The following is a 19,811-nucleotide window of genomic DNA, read 5'->3' as shown; positions in this document are numbered from 1 at the left end:
TGTTATTTAGCTTGATTTGGGTGGTCAACACCCATCCATGCTTTAAACAATGCCATTTGAGCTGGTGTTGCATCTTTTAATGCTTTTACCTTTTTCTCTTTATCAAAGTCTTCGCTCAGTGTTAGCGTTGTGCTTTGCAGTGCATCACGTCTAATAAAATCAACAGTCACTGTGTCGCCTGCTTTAAACGTTTCAAGGCTGGCTGTTAAGTCTTTACCAACATGCTTTTTGTTAAACGCAACGATTTTATCATCTGTAGTTAAGCCTGCTTGCCATGCAGCGCCACCACGACGAACATGAGTTAGGGTTAATAACTCACCGCTGTTTTTAGCAAACGAGTCAATACTAGGTACTGATTTAGCGTCTTCTGGGCGAATTAAACCTAAGCCCACTTTTTCAAGTAGCAAATCAAAATCGATAGCTGCTGGCTGATCCACATTTGCTTGCCACCAAGCACTGTAATCACGACCTGTAAGTTCTTTTAAAATCGCTTTAACATCATCAGGCGTAAAACCATCAGGTAAACGATGCTTGTTGTACAGTTCACGGTGAACATCGCGGTAACTGATTTTGCCATCGCTTTTTTCTAGCAAATCAATATCAAGCGCCATTGAGATCAATGAACCTTCTAAATAGATATTGGTGCTATAGTTGCGAGCGTGGTCACCGCCTTGGTTGATCCACTTATCAAAACTGGTTTCGGTTGCGCTTTGCACTTCGCGACCCGGTGTTTGTAAGTGACGATTAATCGTTTTCGTTAACGTACCAAAAAACTCATCGGTTGTTTCAATACCAGAGCGAACCATTAAGTGGTCTTCAAAGTAGCTGGTTGAGCCCTCTGCAATCCATAATGTTTTAGCGTAGTTAATATTGGTGTAGTCGTACGGTGCAATACCTTTAGGGCGGTATGCTTTAACGTTCCAAGTATGAATAAATTCGTGAGCTGCGGTGCTGATAAACGCAAGGTAGTCTTTACGAGAACCAAAACGGTCACGTGGGCGCTGGATAATCGTAGAGTTTAAATGCTCTGTTGCGCCACCGGCACCAGACGTAGCATGGACCATAAATACATAGCGCTCATATGGGTAACCGTCCCAAATTACATTGCCAGTTGTCACTAGCTTTTTAAGATCAGTTAGCATTTGATCTACGTCGTAGTTGCCTTCACCCCAAATAACGAGTTCGTATTCACGACCATCAACAGTGAACTTGTGTAGCTCATTGATACCTGTTTCGATTGGTGAATCAACTAAAATGTCGTAATCAGCGGCTTTAAAGCTGTGTTTAGAGCCCGCATTTTCCATACCCGATACTGAACGCCATTGTTTTGGTACGTTTAATTTTACGGTTACCGGGTCTTGACGGAATGATTCACTAAACATGAAAAAGCCAGATGCATCAATAAATGCATGGCTGTCATCAATATGACGAGCGCGTTTACCTAGCTCGTTAGCGTAAACTTGGTAATCTACATTGACTTGAGTTGGCTCGTTTAAGTGAACACGCCACGTGCTGTGATCAATTTTTTCCCACTTTAATGGCCTGCCGTCATCATCTTTTGCTTCGAAAAAACGTACGCCATTAGCAAGATTCAAAATTTCATAACGACCAGTACGCCAAGCGGGAAGTTTAACATCTAAATGTGCTTGTGCAGTTTCAGGAAACTCAACACTCACATTACCTAAATGATGCTCTGGCTCAGTAATCGACAGTGAATAGTTTACATCTGCAAACACACTGCTTGAGCACGCTGCCAAAATTGACAGTGCCAAAAACTTTTTCATAACAACTCTTTTTATTACTTTTAAAATTGCGGATAAGCCTAACAATTGCGAGAAAAAATGTGAATTAAAAACCGATAAACAGCCATTGCAACAGGTTTGATATACAAATTAACTAAGTTTTTGACTTGGAACCTACATTTCGTATTAATTTGTTGTAAACTTACCCTATAGAAAATTTGAATCTTGACGGCGGTATTACTAGGTGCAGCAACAGCATGATGTTCTTAATAAAAAGTTAAAGCAGGCTATCGACGCACGCACAGTGGTCGAAGATGCACGCAAACATCAAGTTGAAGTGCTTTCACAGTTTGCGGCAAAACTGTCGCTCAGCTGTAAAGGGCTAGACATTGAGCTAGATAACCGTTTAGCCAAATTTAGAAACGCACTAAAAAAAGGTGTTAATTTTGAATTACTAACACCTTTCATAGATGATGTACTTGGTCTTCTAAAACAACAAGAAACCAAGCAAATGGCTCAACAACGCGAGCTTAACAAAAGCATCACTGATGCAGGTAAACAATTACAAAAAGTCCAAGGTTTACCTGATAATGCCCGTCGAACATTGCGTTATCTGCTTGACCACGAATTGAATAATATACAGTCTAATCATGACTTTATACCTTTATTGTCTAAGCTGGTTACTATTTATCACCAAGCACTTCAAGCAAAGCTCGCTAAAAGTAGTCAAGCCGAGGCATTAATCAAACCTGAGTTAGCGTCTGAGCTGCTGTCTCTTGCTAATGAGCTTGTGCTCGAGGATGAAAGTGCAGAGCAAATAAATATAATTAAAAGCAAAATCACTCATAATGACAGTGTTGACGATTTACTTGATTCTGCGCTGAGTATTATCACCATCATCACGCGTAATATGAGTAAAGAGCGTCAATCTGCACAAAGCTTTTTAATCTCATTAAATCAAACTATTGAAGATTTACATCACTCTATTGTTTCAACCAGTAAACACTCAGAGTCGATTAGCGCAGAATACGATTCGCTGAACAAACAGATTGAAGCAAAAATTAAGAATCTTCATACGCAAACTCAGCAGGCTACTTCAATAACATCACTTAAAGAATTAGTAGAAGAAGAACTAAAATCTTTAAGTGATGATTTAATTGCTAAAGAAAAACTAGAGCAAACGGAGCGAGAAAACTTGCTCGCTAGCTTTAACGATATCAATAGCCGTATTAGCCATTTAGAAACTAAACTTTCAACTTATAAACAACGCTTAAATGAACAACGATTTAAAAGTTTGCTAGATGGTTTAACAAAACTACCCAACCGCGCAGCGTTTGATGAACGGTTTAATCAAGAGTTTCAATTATTTGATCTACAAGAGTCGGCAGTGACATTTGTAGTAATTGATGTAGACCATTTTAAATCAATTAATGACCAATATGGCCACAGTGCCGGTGACAAAACATTACAAGTCATTGCTAAAGCACTACAAAAATCAATACGTAAATCAGACTTTATTGCCCGTTACGGTGGCGAAGAGTTTGTGTTACTAATGAGCGGTATGTCACTTGAAAGTGCAGCAGCTCCACTTGAAAAGTTGCGTAAGACAATTCAAGGTATTCCATTTAAATTCAAAGATAAGCAAGTAGAAATCACCATTTCTGCTGGCGCAACCCAGTTGAAAAAAGGTGATACCCCACTGATTGCCTTTGACCGTGCAGACGAAGCACTATACAAAGCCAAGAACGAGGGACGAAATAAAGTTTGCATTAGCAAATAAAGGCCTCATCTTGTTAATAAGGTCTTTGACACACAATGATAAAGGCTCATTGACGAGCCAGGAGAGTGCTTATGTTAAAACAACTGAATCCTACAGGTGTACTGGATTTACTATCGCAACTAGAAGTTGATCTACTCGAACAATCATCCACCAGCGAGCGCTATAAATTATTTAGGAACTGTGTGCTCGCGGTTCTTAATGTGGGCAGCCACACTGACTCAAGCTCTGAAATTTACAACAAATACGAAAATTTCGATATTCGCTTATTGAGCCGCGAACGCGGGATTAAAATTGAGCTTGAAAACCCACCCGAATCAGCCTTTGTCGATGGCGAAATTATCACCGGTATTCATGAACATATCTTCTCGGTTATTCGCGATATTCTATTTATTTGTCAAAAATACGAAAAAGATTTAACTGAGCAAAAAGCCATAACTCATATGGTGTTTGACATGCTCAGGAATGCAGGTGCACTAAGAGTCAATAGCGATCCGAGCATGATAGTTTGCTGGGGTGGCCACTCTATAAACGAAGTCGAATACAAATACACCAAGCAAGTTGGCTATGAGCTTGGGCTTCGTGGCTTAAACATTTGTACAGGTTGTGGCCCAGGTGCAATGAAAGGCCCAATGAAAGGCGCGACGATAGGCCATGCCAAACAGCGTATTACTAATAATCGTTATTTAGGTTTAACTGAACCAAGTATTATTGCCGCTGAGCCACCTAACCCAATTGTAAACGAATTAGTGATTTTGCCTGATATCGAAAAACGTTTAGAGGCGTTTATCCGTACAGCTCATGGCATTATTATTTTCCCAGGTGGCGCGGGTACCGCAGAAGAGCTGTTATATCTTTTAGGTATTTTGCTGCACCCTGAAAACGAAAAACAATCTTTACCTGTGATCTTAACTGGCCCTAGAGAGAGTGAAAATTACTTTATTGAGCTGTGTAAATTCGTTGAGAAAACGCTTGGTAAAGAGGCGCTTGATAAGTTTGAAGTGATCATCGATGACCCAGAGCGAGTTGGCAAAACACTCAAATCAAAAATGGCTGAAGTGCGTGAATACCGCAAGAGTCAAGGTGATGCATACTACTTTAACTGGACGCTAAAAATCGATAATGATTTTCAACAGCCGTTTGCACCGACTCATGCCAATATGGCGAGTTTGGATTTACACTTAGATCAGCCGACTCAGCAACTAGCCGCTAATTTACGCCGTGCGTTTTCAGGTATTGTGGCCGGTAATGTTAAAGACGAAGGCTTGCAAGCCATCAAGCAACATGGCCGATTTGTATTAAGTGGTGAGCCTGCATTAATGGCTGATATGGATAAACTACTTGCTGCTTTTGTTGAGCAAGGGCGAATGAAATTACCCGGTAGTAAGTATATTCCTTGCTATGAGATAAAAGCTTAACAGGAGACTATGTGACAACCCAGTTACTTTTAATAGATGCGTTAAATCTCAGTAGGCGCATCTATGCTGTTGATAGTAATCAGAGTCATCACAGTGAAGAACATATGATAAAAGCAAGCTGTGCCCGCGTGGCACATGCTTGTAAAAAGTTACGTCAGCAAACTAAAGCTACTCACGCGATTGCTGTGTTTGATGGTGAAAAAAGCTGGCGTTATCACTACTATGAGGCGTACAAAAGCACTCGCTCACCGATGCCAGATACCCTAAAACAAAACTTATCGCTTTTTAAACAAGCCATTGAACAAACAGGCATTGTGGTGTTTTCACCTAACAATGATGAAGCTGACGATATAATTGCCACGCTGGCACATAAAGCCGCGACTAATAATGTACCTTCTACTATCGTTTCTACAGATAAAGGGTTTTTACCATTTTTATCTGAGCAGATTGCTATTTATGATTACTTCAAAAAACAGTATCTTGAAGCCGACGACATTACACAGCGCTTTAATGTTCCAAAACATCGACTCGCTGATTTTTGGGCTTTAGCTGGTGATAAAACCAATGACATACCCGGCGTGAAAGGTATTGGTAACAAAACTGCGCAGCAATTAGTAAATGAGTATGAGTCAATTGCAGCCGCAATCAACGACGATGAACTAAACCCTTCAGTAAAGCGCAAATTGAACGATGAGATGGATATGTTTGTTATTTCGAAAAATCTTGTGATGTTACGCACAGATATTCACTTAGGCTTTAGTTTAAAGCAGTTAAGGCTCAATTAATCGCAATCTCGTAGCGCACTTGGATATCACAGCGTATACTGCAAATTCGCGTTAATTTTAAAGAGTTACACATGTTTAAAAAGGTTTTCCAATATCTGGTGCTGGGTTTAGGTGTTTATGCACTTATCGCCACTCTTGTGATCACTTTTTATAAAGATGATCCACAAGCCATGATCTGGCAAGACCGTGAAGCTTTTAATAAACGTTACATCTCGAAACTATCTATCGATAAGCCTGAAAACTTAAACGCCGTACTTGATTACTTAGGCAGCCCAGATCTAACCTATGCTAAACGGGTCGAAGACAATGTTTGGCAAATCATTTTTTACCGCACACAACACGTAAAATCGGATGGTATTACAACAATAGATGAGTGCACTGGCTTGCTGTTTAAAAATGGTCAATTAGTATTGTGGGGGCCAAGTGCCTATGAAAGCTATCAACAAGAAACCTAACCGCTTATGATGGAAAACGTGACGCCTCGTGAGTTGGCACGCTTATTTGATAGTACGCACCAGTTGCTCAAGCTTTATTATCAAAAGCAGAAATGGTCGCAAATTTATCCTTTATTAAGCAACCTTGCTGAGCGATATTACTTAATCTACCAAGCCTGCCCAAAGGGTATGCAAGCGCAACTTAGCTTATATGTTCCTAATCATGGCTACACAACAAATTTAGTTGTAAACCAATGCGTTATTGCTTGCATTCTATGTCGTAGCCTAAATTACAACCAAGCAATTAGTGAACAAATTATTAGCTGCTGTTTAGCTAATTACCTGTGCGTACAAACTCAAAGCAATAAATTAGCTGCCTGTGAAAAATTAACATTACAAGATAAAAAACTTTGGCAGAGTCGTCACCAGCTTGCTGCAAAATTACTGCAAAGCTCAGGTCCTCATACATTATCTATTCAGCATTTGTTAGCGCGGTTAAATAAATACAAACAAGCACTTTTAAGTGCGCCAAAAATTATGATTTATGACGGAGCAACAACACTTGTAGCTTTAGCTAACATTATCGCCATGAATACCACTTATCGTGAATCTGGTGGGCATATTAGTATACATAAAGCATTGGCTGATATTTATCTTCGTACACCTAATGAGTTTGCTCAAAATGCAATAAAGGCGCTCATTGCGCACATAGGCCCATACATTCCAGCAAGTGAAGTAAATTACGCTGAACGCATTCTTATCTATTTAACCACCGATGAGCAAGGTAGGCATATTTTAGTCGATGCTAGCCGCCCAGAAAAAGTACGCTGGCATCGCATCAAAGCTAATTTGAGCATTTTAGACAAACAAAGAACATGTAAAGACACGCGTTTGCTCTACACCGTATGGTTTAGTGAGAACATCAATTTTACAGAACCACCACCTATAAATCAGCAACGCAGACAGCAATACTTAGCATTAATTAGTGACTTAAAAGTATCAAAAGAATACAGCTATCGTGGTTTAAATAAACTGTTAAGTCCCTACCCTGAATTAATTACGCAACTGACAATTGCCGCTAAGCCCTATAATAAAGAGCAGCAAAGAGCCAAAGACTTGCGTCATTGTTTATCGATGGTTGGATACGACAATGCACCGGCAATCATTCAGAAAGTATTGTTTCAACGCTTAGTGGCAACAACTACTCACCCACTGTTTCAGCATATTTCTAAACGACTTGAAAATATGGTGCGGATTATTCAAGCATTGTTTAAACACTCTGACTCAGTGCAATTTGAACACGTTAGCTTGCCATTATATGCCTACGTTTTATACCTTTGCGAATATCAAGCTACGAGCCTGTCTCGAAAAACTATATTTGAACAAGCTGAAGAGCATGTTATTAGCCCACCATTGGCCTGCCTATTTGGTGTTAATCACCTAGATCAAGCCCCATTGACTGAATATTTAAATCAGCTAATTGGTGACAACGTCTGGACTCAACATTTACTGGCTAGTGAACAACACAAAAAACAGCAACTCAGCATAAATGAGAAACATTGGATAGCTATTAAATTATTTACTTATTATGTTTTTCAACCAAAAGCTTTATTTAGCAGCTGGCAAGAGCAAATCATTTTCGACAGCCTATCGGCTGCTGGTTGGGGCTCAAAAGCTAATTTTTATGCATATTTGAAAAATTGCGAGTTTGCAGACAATTTTTAGAATGTGTTGTTAAAAAGTGCGAAAACGTTAAATAAATATGAACTTTAGTCTGTTTATAGTCAGTATTCACAGGATAAACTGGTAAAAAGCTGAATAAATTGCTATAAAAGCCGCTTAAATTTTCAAACACATCCACGTAAACCTTCTAACAAGTAAATCGCATGCTATTTCGCGACGAGTTTACGTGTTTATCTACTCATAAATAGGAAAAGTAAATGGCTAAACAAACCATCACAGTGATCAAAGGCGACGGCATTGGTCCTAGCATTATTGATTCAGCACTTGAGATCCTTGAAGCTGCAGGTTGCGATTTTGATTATGAATTCGTTGATGCTGGCCTTGCTGCCCTAGAAAAAACTGGTGAGTTACTTCCGCAAGAAACAATCGACACAATTGCGCGTAACAAGATCACTTTAAAAGGCCCATTAACTACACCAGTTGGTGAAGGTTTCACTTCAATCAACGTGACTTTACGTAAAAAGTTTGGCCTATATGCTAATGTTCGTCCTGTTAAATCATTTGCAGGTACACAAGCTCGTTACGACGATATCGACATCATCACTGTTCGTGAAAACACACAAGGTATGTACTCAGGTCTTGGCCAAGTTGTATCTGAAGATGGTAACGAAGCAGAAGCAATGTCAAAAATCACCCGTGAAGGTGCAGAAAAAATCGTAACTTTTGCATACGAGCTAGCGGTACGTGAAGGCCGTAAAAAAGTAACGGCTGTTCACAAAGCTAACATCCTTAAATCAACATCTGGTTTATTCTTAAAAGTTGCACGTGAAGTAGCTGAGCGTTACCCGCAAATCGAATCAACAGAAATGATTGTTGATGCAACATGTATGAAACTAGTTATGACTCCAGATGAGTTTGATGTAATCGTTACTACAAACTTATTCGGTGATATCTTATCTGACCTATGTGCTGGTCTAGTTGGTGGTCTTGGTATGGCTCCTGGCGCAAACATTGGTGAAGATGCAGCTATCTTCGAAGCTGTACACGGTAGCGCACCAGACATCGCTGGTAAAAACCTTGCAAACCCAACTTCAGTGATCTTAGCATCAATCCAAATGCTAGAGCACCTAGGTATGGCTGACACTGCAGAGCGCATCCGCAGTGCAGTTGCAGATGTTATCAAAACAGGCGACCGCACAACGCGTGACCTTGGCGGCAGCCACGGTACGACAGACTTCACTCAAGCAGTAATTGAGCGTCTATAAGAGAATAATTGTTTAGGGCTTAAGACAACCTAGCCCTTAAACACTCCCTACCCAAAGCCAGTCTAAGACTGGCTTTTTTATACCCTCAATTAATTGGACATCCATATTAATTAGACATCCATAACACACACATAAAACTAGACACCCAACTTAATAGTTCTCACTTCTCAAAATTATGACTAAACTTACATAGTTCACTCATGGAGGAGAAGAACATGGCAACCCCTCGCAGAAACTTAATTAGCGTTTCAAACACACCCTATTATCACTGTATTTCACGCTGCGTTCGTCGCGCTTTTTTGTGTGGGCATGATCCACTAACAGGCCGCTCATATGAACATAGGCGGGATTGGGTTGAAAAGAAACTACTTCAACTTGGTCGGATATTTTGTATAGATATTTGCGCCTACGCAGTAATGAGTAATCACACACATCTGGTTCTGCACATTGATATAGCAAAAGCGAAGCGTTTAAGTAATAAAGCTATTATGATTAGGTGGCACAAGTTATTCAACAGTACATTCCTATGCCAACGCTTCTTAAATGGCGAATTACTAACACAAGCAGAGCTCTTGGCAGTTAATGACAGAGTTAATTTATATCGAGAAAGGCTAAGTAGTATTAGTTGGTTTATGCGTGTTCTAAATGAGAGCATCGCGCGAAAAGCGAATCAAGAAGATGATTGCAAAGGGCGTTTTTGGGAAGGTCGCTTTAAATCGCAAGCCTTGCTTGATGACGCAGCACTTGCAGCTTGCCTTGCTTATGTTGACTTGAACCCTGTGAGAGCAAAAGCAGCTAGTTTACCGGAGCAATCAGACTACACCAGTATAAAATCACGTATTGAGTCAGCTCAAAAAGCAAAGCAACCGAAAACACTTATGCGCTTTGCAGGTAAACTACGCAAGCATATGCCTAAAGGACTCCCATTTGAACTTAAAACCTATTTGCAACTTATTGATTGGACTGGCCATTCTATAAGAGAAGGTAAACCTGGTGTAATCCCACTAGATGCAGCACCTATATTAGAAAGATTAAATATCTGCTCTGATAATTGGCTTACACTCACCACTTCCTTTACCCGCTCATTTAAAAATACTGCAGGTAAAGAGCAAGCTATCACGGCTTATGCAAATAACATGAAACGAAAGCGAAGAAGCTCAATTACAAACAGCTTAGCTTTATTTGCTTAATTATAAATTAAACCTCCAGAACATAATTAATGAGCACAACCTCGTTGCAAACCTGAGGTATGCACTCTTTACAACTAATGCTTAGCAAATTGTCCAAGAAGAAACTAAATCCATCATTTTTAGTGTTAATTTGCATTTTAGTGGGCAATATTATTCATACCTTAATATCCACACGCTCTTTTAGTTAAAGACCATATAGATTGTTAATTACGATTGAAAAATAAAACTGGGTGTCTTGTTTAGTTAAGCTGCGTATTGGCTGTAAGTAAAAGTTAAAGTGGGTGTCTTATTAAAAGAGTTTAAAAAGTGGATTTTACTAGGCTAAGTTATGCGTATCAGTGATAAGTACGCATTATCTATATGCAAAGCTCAACATTCATCACACAATCAATTTAATGCATAGTTACACCTGCAAAAACATAAAACCACACTTTAATTTGCAATAAAAACATACAAAAATGAAAATATAGAAAAATTAATGCAAAATAACACTTTTGCGGTTGACATCAGTTTCTAAAACACTTAAAAATACATCTAACATTTTTTAAACAACAGCCTTCTAGTCGGCTGTGATTTTTAGAAGAAATTAATAAACAATGAATATTAGCCGTCACCTTTTAGTCGTCAATGTACTCGTACTGGTCTTAGTTACAAGCCCAGCGGGAGTCTATTAAAAGGTGAAAGCACGCTTTTTAAAAAACCCCCGCCCTATGCGGGGGTTTTTTTATGCATTTATGCTTGCACACACAGAGGAATGAGGATGAGTACAACAGAATACAATGGATCCGAACTAGTTGTTCGGGCACTTAAAGAATTGAATGTAAAGTATATTTTTGGTTACCCTGGTGGTTCTGTACTTGATTTATACGACGCATTATTTCAGCAAGAAGATATTGAGCATATTTTAGTTCGACATGAGCAAGCCGCAACACATATGGCCGATGGCTATGCCAGAGCAACAGGTGACGTTGGTGTTGTTCTTGCCACCTCAGGTCCGGGTGCAACAAACTGTATTACCGGTATTGCAACCGCTTATATGGACTCTATTCCTATGGTGGTGCTTTCTGGGCAAGTGCCTACAGGTTTAATTGGTGATGATGCTTTCCAAGAAACAGATATTGTTGGTTGTTCTCGTCCAATCGTTAAACACAGTTACAACTGTCGCAGCGCAAAAGATATCCCTACTATTTTAGCTAAAGCATTTTACTTAGCGAGCACCGGACGCCCAGGCCCAGTTGTGGTTGAATTACCAAAGGATATGTTAAACCCTGAGCTTAAATTTCCTTTTGAGTTTCCAAAAACCACTGAACTACGTACTTATAATCCAAATACCAAAGGTCATTCAAAACAAATTCGTAAAGCTGTCACAGCAATTTTAGAAGCGAAGAAATTAGTGATCTATTCTGGTGGCGGTATTATTTTATCAAACACCTCTGAGCAACTAACTCACTTGGTTGAATCATTAAACGCACCAATCACTAACACTTTAATGGGCCTAGGCGGTATCAGCGGCACTCACCCTAACTTTATTGGCATGTTAGGAATGCATGGTAGCCTTGAGGCAAATAAAGCCATGGCGAACGCGGATGTGATCTTAGCGCTAGGTGCACGATTTGATGATCGGGTTACGAATAACGTTAAAAAATTCTGCCCAAATGCAACCATAGTACATGTTGATGTCGATCCAACTTCAATCTCTAAAACAATTAAAGCGCATATCCCGGTTGTTGGTTGCTTAAAGACCGTACTCGAACAATTACAAGCGGCTATTGATAAGAGCTCAATATCGATAGACCGTTCTGCGCAAGAAGATTGGTGGCGACAAATCATCAGCTGGCGTGAGCAAAAATGCCTTAGCTACAGCACAGATGGCGATAAAATCAAACCACAAGCAGTTATCGAGGCAATTTACAAAGCAACCAATGGCGATGCTTACATCAGCTCTGACGTAGGCCAGCATCAAATGTTTGCAGCTCAATATTATCCATTTAAACATCCTCGCCAATGGATTAATTCTGGTGGTTTAGGCACCATGGGCTTTGGTCTACCAGCGGCAATGGGTGTTAAGCTTGCCTTCCCTGATAAAGAGTCAATCTGTGTAACTGGTGATGGTTCAATCCAAATGAACATTCAAGAGCTATCAACATGTTTACAATACAATTTAGCAGTAAAGGTTGTGTCGTTGAATAACCGCTCACTAGGCATGGTACGTCAATGGCAGGATATGATGTATTCAGGACGTCACTCATCTTCTTACATGGAATCACTTCCAGATTTCGTAAAATTAGTAGAAAGCTATGGCCATGTAGGTATTCGCGTTGATCATATTGATGAACTACAGCCTGCTATTGAAAAAGCCATGTCTATAAACGACAGACTGGTATTTTTAGATATCTGTGTTGATGAAAAAGAACATGTTTACCCAATGCAAATTAAGCTAGGGGCTGTAGATGATATGTGGTTACGTAAAGGAGTAAAAGCATAATGCGCCGTATTTTATCAATCTTATTAGAAAACGAACCTGGTTCACTATCGCGCATTGTTGGCTTATTTTCACAACGCGCTTATAACATCGACAGTTTGACTGTTGGTACGACTGACGATCATTCATTATCACGAATTACCATTACCACCATGGGTGATGATCGTATTGTTGAGCAAATCACCAAGCAAGTTAATAAGCTAGTCGATGTACTAAAAATTATCGATCTAACTGAGATGGCACATATTGAGCGTGAACTGTTATTAGTTAAAGTATTCGCACAAGATGAGAATACACGTGCTGCTGTTACGCGAGTTGTTGATGTATTCCAAGGGGCTATCTTAGATATGGGCCGTCACAGCTATACTCTGCAGCTTGTAGCGAGCACAGAGAAGGTTGAATCCTTCCTTGATACATTACGTCATGAAAGTGATTTGATTGAAGTAGTTCGCTCTGGCGCGGTTGGTATTGGTCGTGGTGATAAAGCGTTAAAGGCATAAGCCTTTTTCGCCACTTCGATTCAAATATAACAAATACAAAAAAAGGGCTATAAGCCCTTTTTTCAATATAAACCTAGTTACCCAATTATGGATTAACTTGGTCTTTAAGACCTTTACCCGCTTTAAAGCTTGGGATAGTTGCTGCTGCGATTTGAATTTCTGCACCAGTTTGTGGGTTACGGCCAGTACGCGCTGCACGCTCTTTTACTGAGAAAGTACCGAAACCAACTAATGCTACTGAGTTACCTTCTTTAAGAGAATTAGTAACTGCGCCAGTGAATGCATCTAGTGCACGCGTTGCTGCCGCTTTTGAGATTTCTGCATCAGTAGCAATTTTTTCAACTAATTGAGCTTTATTCATTGTTAGATTCCTATTCGTTATTATTTTGCCTTCGCAAAACCTATCTTTATGCATTTTTGAGAAGTTAGCAACAGCAAATTGCTATTTTTACGTAATTTGTTCAAAAATGACTACTATTTAACTATCAAAAACGAGGTTAGCGACGTTAATATTAATAAAGACTTAATTTAACCAACATCGCGAAGTTTTCTGGTAATTAAACGATTACTCGATTTTCTCGATAACTAAGGTTACTTCCCCGACCTCGATGCCAAACTTATCAATAGCAGTGCGGTTTATCAAGCGTGATTGTGTTACCAAGTACATCCAATCATCAAAATTTACCACTAAAGTACTATCATCATATGGAAGCTCGACAGAATATGTCCAATGGAACACACTGCCATTACTTTCACCTTCTGCTTCGCCAATAACATCTGACGCTGTACCTATTATACTGCCATCATCATTAATGGTGATGTACCAAACACGTGTTTGCGTTTCACCGTCATCATAAACAAATTGCTCGTCAATCACGCCTTTGTTGCCATCCCAGCTTGCTTGCATGTCGACTACCAGCTTACGAGTTAATTCGCCTTTGTGGTCCTGTACTACCCCATAGGCTTTTAGCTCACCACTAAAAAACTGCTTAAAGTTAAATTCAGGTTCTGTACCTCGATAATAATCAACATCGGGCGCAGAGCAGCTGGTAATTAACATTACCATAGCTAAAATAAGGATTGCTTTGAGTTTAATCATGTTTCCCTCCAATAAGCTGTTTGCGTAGTGATGGCTCAGAAGTCTCTGCGCTTAGCCAGATTGCTAAAAAGTTATCGGCAAACTTGTCATCATTTATCTGTCCAAGTGCCTTGCCATTAAAGTAAAAGGTCCCTATTGCCTGCTCATTTGTTTGAAACGTTAATGAATCGTTTTTAGAAATATCGGGCCATAAGTCCAACAGCTGTTTGTCGTAAGCCCCTACCATTTCATCTAAGCCTAAATGCTGCCATTGCTCGTTAGTGGCTTTAACAATGTCTTTGGCTTTAAAATCACGCAAATAGGTAAGTGTTAATTTACTAGGGTGTTGACCGAATGTGTAAGTGCCGTTGGGAGTCTCAAGTTTGGCGTTATAAACATCCCAAAATAAATACTCCATTTTAGCTTGGCCAACGGTTTTAAAACCATTTGCAGCAACATCTGCCATAAACAATGAGCACATAAATGCCGCTATAGTCATACACTGTTTCATCGTCTTATCCTAAAAAACTAGTTATGCAATGTTACGTAAAACCATCACTAACTGATCATTTAGCGGCTAAAAAACGCTTATTAAAGGTAATAATGCATACAAACATCGTTGCCCAGCCTAAACCGTAATACAGCCAAAAACTTACAACAGTCAGATCCGTGCTTAATACGCCAAATCGTATACCTGCATAATAGCTAGCCGGAGCAAAGGCTAAACAAACCAACCAAGCGAAATACCAAGGAAGCTTTTGCAAAAACTGCATAGACGTATTAATGGTTAGTAATAGTGCAGCCCAAAGAAAAGCGAGCCATAGAGGCAATGGAGATACTTTATAATTAATTAGCTCAAAACCACTTGCAAGCCATTCATAGCCCAGCGCAATTGGTAGACCACATGCTAAAAGCAGTATGTCTTGCTTGCGTTGCTCTGATAAAAAAAGCATTAAACAAATAATAAAAGAGGCAGGGATTACCGCATCGCGCTCAAGGAGTAAGGCACTAAACCATACTCCTTGAAACAACACGAAATTAATAATCGAGCGCAATGCCATCGTCAGAGTGTCCAAATCGCGGTTTACGGGCTACGAGGTGCACAGTGCTTATTGCACGAGTTCTAAATGCACCTTCACAATAGGCTAGGTAAAACAACCATAAACGATAAAAGCGCTGATCAAACTTAACTTTATCAATTTCAGGCCAGCTGGCAACAAAGCGCTCTCGCCAATCAGCCAATGTTCTTGCATAGTGAACACCAATATCTTTTACACTATGAACCACCATGTCAGTTTGCTGTTTAATTTGCTTATTCATTTCGTCTAAGCAAGGTAGACAACCACCCGGGAAGATATACTGCTGAATGAAGTCAGAGTTTTTCAGGTAATGACTATAACGTTGATCAGCAATGGTAATGGCTTGGATCAGCATTGCGCCGCTGTCTTTCAACAAAGAGTGACATTTGGCAAAAAAGCCTGGTAAATACTCATGCCCAACAGCTTCAATCATTTCAATAGACACGAGCTTGTCGTATTTGCCCTCTAAGAGACGGTAATCCTGCTTTAATAAGGTAATTTTATGCTCAAGATTTAGCTCTTTAACTTTTTCTTCAACATAGGCATATTGCTCATCTGAAATAGTTGTAGTCGTTACATGGCAGTCAAAATGCGTTGCCGCGTAAATCGCAAAGGCGCCCCACCCTGTGCCAATCTCAATTACTGAGTCACCTGGCTGTAAATCAACTTGCTCACAAATTAATGCCAGTTTGTGATCTTGGGCTTGTTCAAGAGTGGCTTGTTTTGAAGGGTACACGGCACATGAATACAACATTTCATCACTTAAAAACGCACTATAAAGGTCGTTACCTAAATCATAATGCGCTGCGATATTTTTCTTAGAGCCTTGAGCTGAATTTCGATTTCTAAAATGATTTAAGCGATGAGCTATACCACTAAAAAAAGCGAATTTTTTCTCAAAAGCATCAAGCTCGTCTTGGTTTAAGGCAAATATTTCAATTAATTTAGTAAGGTTATCACAATCCCAGAAACCTAGAATGTAGGCTTCACCTGCCCCAACGCTTCCTGACAATGCAAACAATTTGTACATAGCCGCATCGTTAACTGTAACAGTGGCGTGTATATCACTGGCTGTATCACCAAATTGTGTACGGTCATTTCCTTCAATTAAAGTAATGCGGCCAATTTTGATGCTATTAAATGCACCTATTACTAATTTTTTGTATAGTTTTGCCACCCAACCTGTTGCTTGAGTCTCAGTCAAATTTGATACTTTTTCCATCACATCACCTAGTTTAATTCTCTTGTTTGCCCGAATGACCAATAAATGGCACACGTTTACAAAATAGTTTCAGCGCGTGAATATAAATACCTTTGAATATACTCAACGTCATTGCTGGAAACTGCTTGAGCACCGCACTCATCCTCTCTTTATTGAGTGGATGCTTTTGCAAACGTAGCGTTGCGTCAAACAAGAGTGTGTCGTCTTTTTTATTTTCAATATGAATCATGGTGTTATCAGGATTCATTCTGATATGCCAATAATAGTTCATATCTAAGTTCATGAAAGGTGATACGGAAAAAACCTTTTTAAAGTTCACTTTTTTTTCGAGCGGCACGACATAATAATGACGTTCATTCCACGGAGTATTACTTACTTCAGCAAGCATATGCGTGAAATTACCATCATTACTTTGGTAGAAAAAAAAGTTAACAGGACTGAAATATATTCCCATACAACGAAGTTGCCCAAGCATATACACTTTAGTAAAGGTTTGCTTTACACCTAATTCAGCTATCTTGGCGAGCGCACGTTGCTGTACTGATAGCTGCATGTTTGTCTGAAAATTAAAATAATCGCTTTGTTTAAACTTTAGAGGTTTAAAGCCTGAACAGCCCAGCCATGGGTGAATGTTATTAAGTTCTTCAGGCTGAGCTAAATCGACCCACATCATGTAAAGTGGGTATTTGAAATGATGTTTTTTAACTGCGAAACGTCGGTGTCTTACGTCACCGACATAAATGGCGCTATTCAAATTCAACCCCAAGCTGCTTTGCCACGTTGACCGCACTTCTTACACCATCTTCATGAAAGCCGTTATACCAATAAGCGCCACAGAAATAGCTATTATTTTTGCCGTCGATTAATGACTTTTGCTGCTGTGCGGCAATCGATTCTTTATTAAATACCGGATGGTGGTAGGTAAACTCGCGTAAAATTTTATCTTTATTGATACCGTCAAGGTGGTTAAGGGTTACACAAAATTGCGTGTCGCTTTGAATACCTTGCAGAATATTCATTTGATAAGTCACAACAGCCGCTTTGTCTGTGTTGTTATTCAACAAATAGTTCCAGCTAGCCCAAGCTGCCTTGCGTTTTGGCAACAACGCTGTGTCAGTATGTAAAACCACTGAATTAGCAGTATAAGGAATGGCTGAAAGTACATTCTTTTCGTCTTCACTTGGGTCAAGTAATAACTTTAAAGCCTGATCAGAATGGCAAGCAAACACCACTTTGTCGAATATTTCGCTATGACCATCATCAAAATGAACGTGAACACTGTCATCTTTTCGAGATACCGAGCTGATATTGCTATTTAAACGAATTTTATCAGCGAAGCCTTTGATCATGGGTTTAATGTATTCGCGAGAGCCCCCCGGAATAACATACCACTGCGGACGATTAGTGATATCCAGCAAACCGTGGTTATAAAAGAACTTAACAAAAAACTCTACGCCAACTTGTGCCATTTCTTTAATACTGGTTGACCAAATAGCAGCGCCCATCGGCAAAATATAATGGAATCGAAAGAACTCGTTAAAGTCATGCTCATCCAAAAACTCGCCTAATGTTTGATTGGCCTTGTAGTTTTGTTGTGCATGCAATGATTTACACACTTCATTGAAGCGCACTATGTCTTTTAAGAGTTTCCAAAACTTAGGACGAAAGATATTACGCTTTTGAGCGAACAAGCTCCAAAATGTATGACCGTTATACTCAAAGCCCGTTTGCTCGTTATGCACACTAAAACTCATTTGAGTTTTCTGACGCTCGACACCCAAACGCTTAAGTAATTTTTCAAAATATGGGTAAGTGCGGTCGTTAAATACAATAAAACCTGTGTCTACAGCGTATTCAACGCCATCAACCTTTACGTCAATGGTTGCAGTATGGCCACCTATGTAGTCGTTTTTCTCAAATACGGTTACATCGTAGTGCTTATGCAATAGGTGCGCACAGCTTAAACCCGCTATGCCAGATCCAATAACAGCCACTTTTTTCAACGTGATAATCCTTTTGCTAGCTTCAGCCAAAGTGGCGTAGGAAGCATTCTTAAAAATTTCAAAATGAAGGTAAAACGGTGCGGAAAGTGCACTTCTTTGCGCCTTTTCGCGACCCCTTTATAAATATAATTTGCCGCTTTTTCAGCACTCACCGCCATTGGCATTGGAAAGTCGTTTTTATCAGTCAGCGGCGTTTTAACAAAACCAGGGTGAACTAAAGTCACATCAACATCTTTTAAATCAACCGCTAAGCTATTAGCTAAATAACTTACACCGGCTTTAGACGCGCCATAAGCCTGGCTGCGCGGTAGCGGTAAGTAGGTCACACTAGAGCTTACAATCACCAGCTGACCACCGGGTTTTATCTTTGGTAGTAATGCCTCAAGGCAATAGCCCATACTGAGTAGATTAGTGGTGATCACACGTTCGAACAAACTGCTATCAAAATTACGAGCATCATCAATATATTCACAATTGCCTGCATTTAGAATGACACGATCGAATTGTGTATAGGCGACTGTGCTCGAACGTATATCCTGAAGGTCTGTTGCATCAAATTGGCAAGACTCAATGTTTTGATGTTGGCTCAATTTAGCAAGCTTTTCTGTATTCCTGCCACATGCAATCACATGCTCATTATTGTCTGCGTATAGCTTTGCTAATGACTCGCCAATACCGGAAGTTGCGCCTGTAATTAATGTTGTCATTATGCACTCGCCCTTTTATCAATAAATTTAACAGCCGAGCCAAGTACAGGGATATGCCTGTATAGCATAGCGCCTACGTCAAAATAATCGCGATGGTTAATTATTTTATCACCAGCAAACTTTAAACGGCTATGGCCTGCAACTGAGATTGCTTGCCCTTTATTGAGCTTAGGATGACGGTATTGCATGGTCCAGTAGATGAACGCGGTATCATCTTTGCTCTGAGTATTTTCAGTAACATAGCTGTCTTCAATAACAAATTCGCAAGATATAACGTTAGCATAGAGGTTTTTGAAATACTCACGTAGCTCCCCAAGACCATTTACCGCATGCAAGGGATCTGCAAAGTGAATATCTGGATGATAGATTTCATCCAGTAGCTGTAAATTGTCTTTATTGAGTGTTTGATAAACATCAATAAATCTATCAAGGATCGCCTTGTCCAT

The 19,811-nt window shown here is 39.7% G+C and carries 19 protein-coding genes; 9 read left to right on the top strand and 10 right to left on the bottom strand.

The features are described 5' to 3' along the window. Positions 1-2: 2 nt before the first annotated feature. Positions 3-1,784: a PDZ domain-containing protein gene (locus NH454_RS11220; RefSeq protein WP_253039102.1), complete on the bottom strand. Its 1,782-nt coding sequence runs from the start codon at positions 1,782-1,784 to the stop codon at positions 3-5. A gap of 202 nt (positions 1,785-1,986) precedes the next feature. On the opposite strand from NH454_RS11220, the gene NH454_RS11215 reads away from it, so the two are divergent. The 9 genes from NH454_RS11215 (at position 1,987) to ilvN (ending at position 13,276) form a co-directional block, all read left to right on the top strand. Continuing rightward, positions 1,987-3,522, top strand: a complete 1,536-nt coding sequence (locus NH454_RS11215; protein ID WP_138557704.1) for a GGDEF domain-containing protein — start codon at positions 1,987-1,989, stop codon at positions 3,520-3,522. Between the two features lie 71 nt (positions 3,523-3,593). Beyond that, complete coding sequence (gene ppnN, locus NH454_RS11210; RefSeq protein ID WP_138557705.1) at positions 3,594-4,937, top strand: nucleotide 5'-monophosphate nucleosidase PpnN; 1,344 nt, start codon at positions 3,594-3,596, stop codon at positions 4,935-4,937. Positions 4,938-4,948: 11 nt separating this feature from the next. Continuing rightward, positions 4,949-5,722 (top strand): flap endonuclease Xni, encoded by a 774-nt coding sequence (xni, locus tag NH454_RS11205; protein ID WP_253039100.1) that lies wholly within the window; start codon positions 4,949-4,951, stop codon positions 5,720-5,722. 71 nt (positions 5,723-5,793) lie between these two features. Beyond that, the gene (locus tag NH454_RS11200; protein WP_075594547.1) at positions 5,794-6,177 is read left to right on the top strand and encodes a DUF3192 domain-containing protein; all 384 of its coding nucleotides are present in this window, start codon (positions 5,794-5,796) and stop codon (positions 6,175-6,177) included. Between the two features lie 6 nt (positions 6,178-6,183). Further along, positions 6,184-7,881 carry a hypothetical protein gene (locus NH454_RS11195; protein WP_253039099.1) on the top strand — a complete coding sequence of 566 codons (1,698 nt, stop codon included), beginning with the start codon at positions 6,184-6,186 and terminating at the stop codon, positions 7,879-7,881. Between the two features lie 215 nt (positions 7,882-8,096). Further along, the gene (locus NH454_RS11190) at positions 8,097-9,104 is read left to right on the top strand and encodes an isocitrate dehydrogenase (protein WP_130052654.1); all 1,008 of its coding nucleotides are present in this window, start codon (positions 8,097-8,099) and stop codon (positions 9,102-9,104) included. A 215-nt stretch (positions 9,105-9,319) separates the two neighbouring features. After that, positions 9,320-10,294, top strand: coding sequence for a transposase (locus tag NH454_RS11185; RefSeq protein WP_253039098.1), 975 nt, complete (start codon positions 9,320-9,322; stop codon positions 10,292-10,294). A 760-nt stretch (positions 10,295-11,054) separates the two neighbouring features. Beyond that, complete coding sequence (locus NH454_RS11180; RefSeq protein WP_135926386.1) at positions 11,055-12,779, top strand: acetolactate synthase 3 large subunit; 1,725 nt, start codon at positions 11,055-11,057, stop codon at positions 12,777-12,779. Then, positions 12,779-13,276 carry an acetolactate synthase small subunit gene (gene ilvN / locus NH454_RS11175; protein WP_135926385.1) on the top strand — a complete coding sequence of 166 codons (498 nt, stop codon included), beginning with the start codon at positions 12,779-12,781 and terminating at the stop codon, positions 13,274-13,276. Before NH454_RS11180 ends, ilvN begins: the two co-directional genes overlap by 1 nt. A gap of 85 nt (positions 13,277-13,361) precedes the next feature. Here ilvN and NH454_RS11170 read toward each other — a convergent pair whose 3' ends face one another. The 9 genes from NH454_RS11170 to NH454_RS11130 form a co-directional block, all read right to left on the bottom strand. Further along, positions 13,362-13,637, bottom strand: a complete 276-nt coding sequence (locus tag NH454_RS11170) for an HU family DNA-binding protein (RefSeq protein WP_036972004.1) — start codon at positions 13,635-13,637, stop codon at positions 13,362-13,364. 204 nt (positions 13,638-13,841) lie between these two features. Beyond that, positions 13,842-14,375: a DUF3833 domain-containing protein gene (locus NH454_RS11165; RefSeq protein ID WP_253039097.1), complete on the bottom strand. Its 534-nt coding sequence runs from the start codon at positions 14,373-14,375 to the stop codon at positions 13,842-13,844. After that, positions 14,368-14,865, bottom strand: a complete 498-nt coding sequence (locus tag NH454_RS11160) for a chalcone isomerase family protein (RefSeq protein WP_235383434.1) — start codon at positions 14,863-14,865, stop codon at positions 14,368-14,370. Before NH454_RS11160 ends, NH454_RS11165 begins: the two co-directional genes overlap by 8 nt. A 55-nt stretch (positions 14,866-14,920) precedes the next feature. Beyond that, positions 14,921-15,415, bottom strand: a complete 495-nt coding sequence (locus NH454_RS11155) for a DUF2878 domain-containing protein (RefSeq protein WP_138557711.1) — start codon at positions 15,413-15,415, stop codon at positions 14,921-14,923. Then, the gene (locus tag NH454_RS11150; protein WP_138557712.1) at positions 15,393-16,655 is read right to left on the bottom strand and encodes a cyclopropane-fatty-acyl-phospholipid synthase family protein; all 1,263 of its coding nucleotides are present in this window, start codon (positions 16,653-16,655) and stop codon (positions 15,393-15,395) included. The genes NH454_RS11155 and NH454_RS11150 overlap by 23 nt, the downstream gene beginning before the upstream one ends. Before the next feature lie 13 nt (positions 16,656-16,668). Beyond that, a complete protein-coding gene (locus NH454_RS11145; RefSeq protein WP_199527756.1) occupies positions 16,669-17,409 on the bottom strand; it encodes a DUF1365 domain-containing protein in 741 nt (246 codons plus the stop codon). Continuing rightward, the gene (locus NH454_RS11140) at positions 17,402-18,658 is read right to left on the bottom strand and encodes an FAD-dependent oxidoreductase (RefSeq protein ID WP_253039096.1); all 1,257 of its coding nucleotides are present in this window, start codon (positions 18,656-18,658) and stop codon (positions 17,402-17,404) included. The genes NH454_RS11145 and NH454_RS11140 overlap by 8 nt, the downstream gene beginning before the upstream one ends. Next, on the bottom strand, positions 18,655-19,365 hold the full coding sequence (locus NH454_RS11135) for an SDR family NAD(P)-dependent oxidoreductase (protein WP_135926379.1): 711 nt from the start codon (positions 19,363-19,365) through the stop codon (positions 18,655-18,657). The genes NH454_RS11140 and NH454_RS11135 overlap by 4 nt, the downstream gene beginning before the upstream one ends. After that, a complete protein-coding gene (locus NH454_RS11130; protein ID WP_135926378.1) occupies positions 19,365-19,811 on the bottom strand; it encodes a nuclear transport factor 2 family protein in 447 nt (148 codons plus the stop codon). Before NH454_RS11130 ends, NH454_RS11135 begins: the two co-directional genes overlap by 1 nt.

It is taken from the genome of Pseudoalteromonas sp. Ps84H-4 (genome assembly GCF_024124645.1).
In the GTDB taxonomy this organism is placed as follows: domain Bacteria; phylum Pseudomonadota; class Gammaproteobacteria; order Enterobacterales; family Alteromonadaceae; genus Pseudoalteromonas; species Pseudoalteromonas lipolytica_C.
This window is presented reverse-complemented; position numbering and strand designations above follow the sequence as displayed.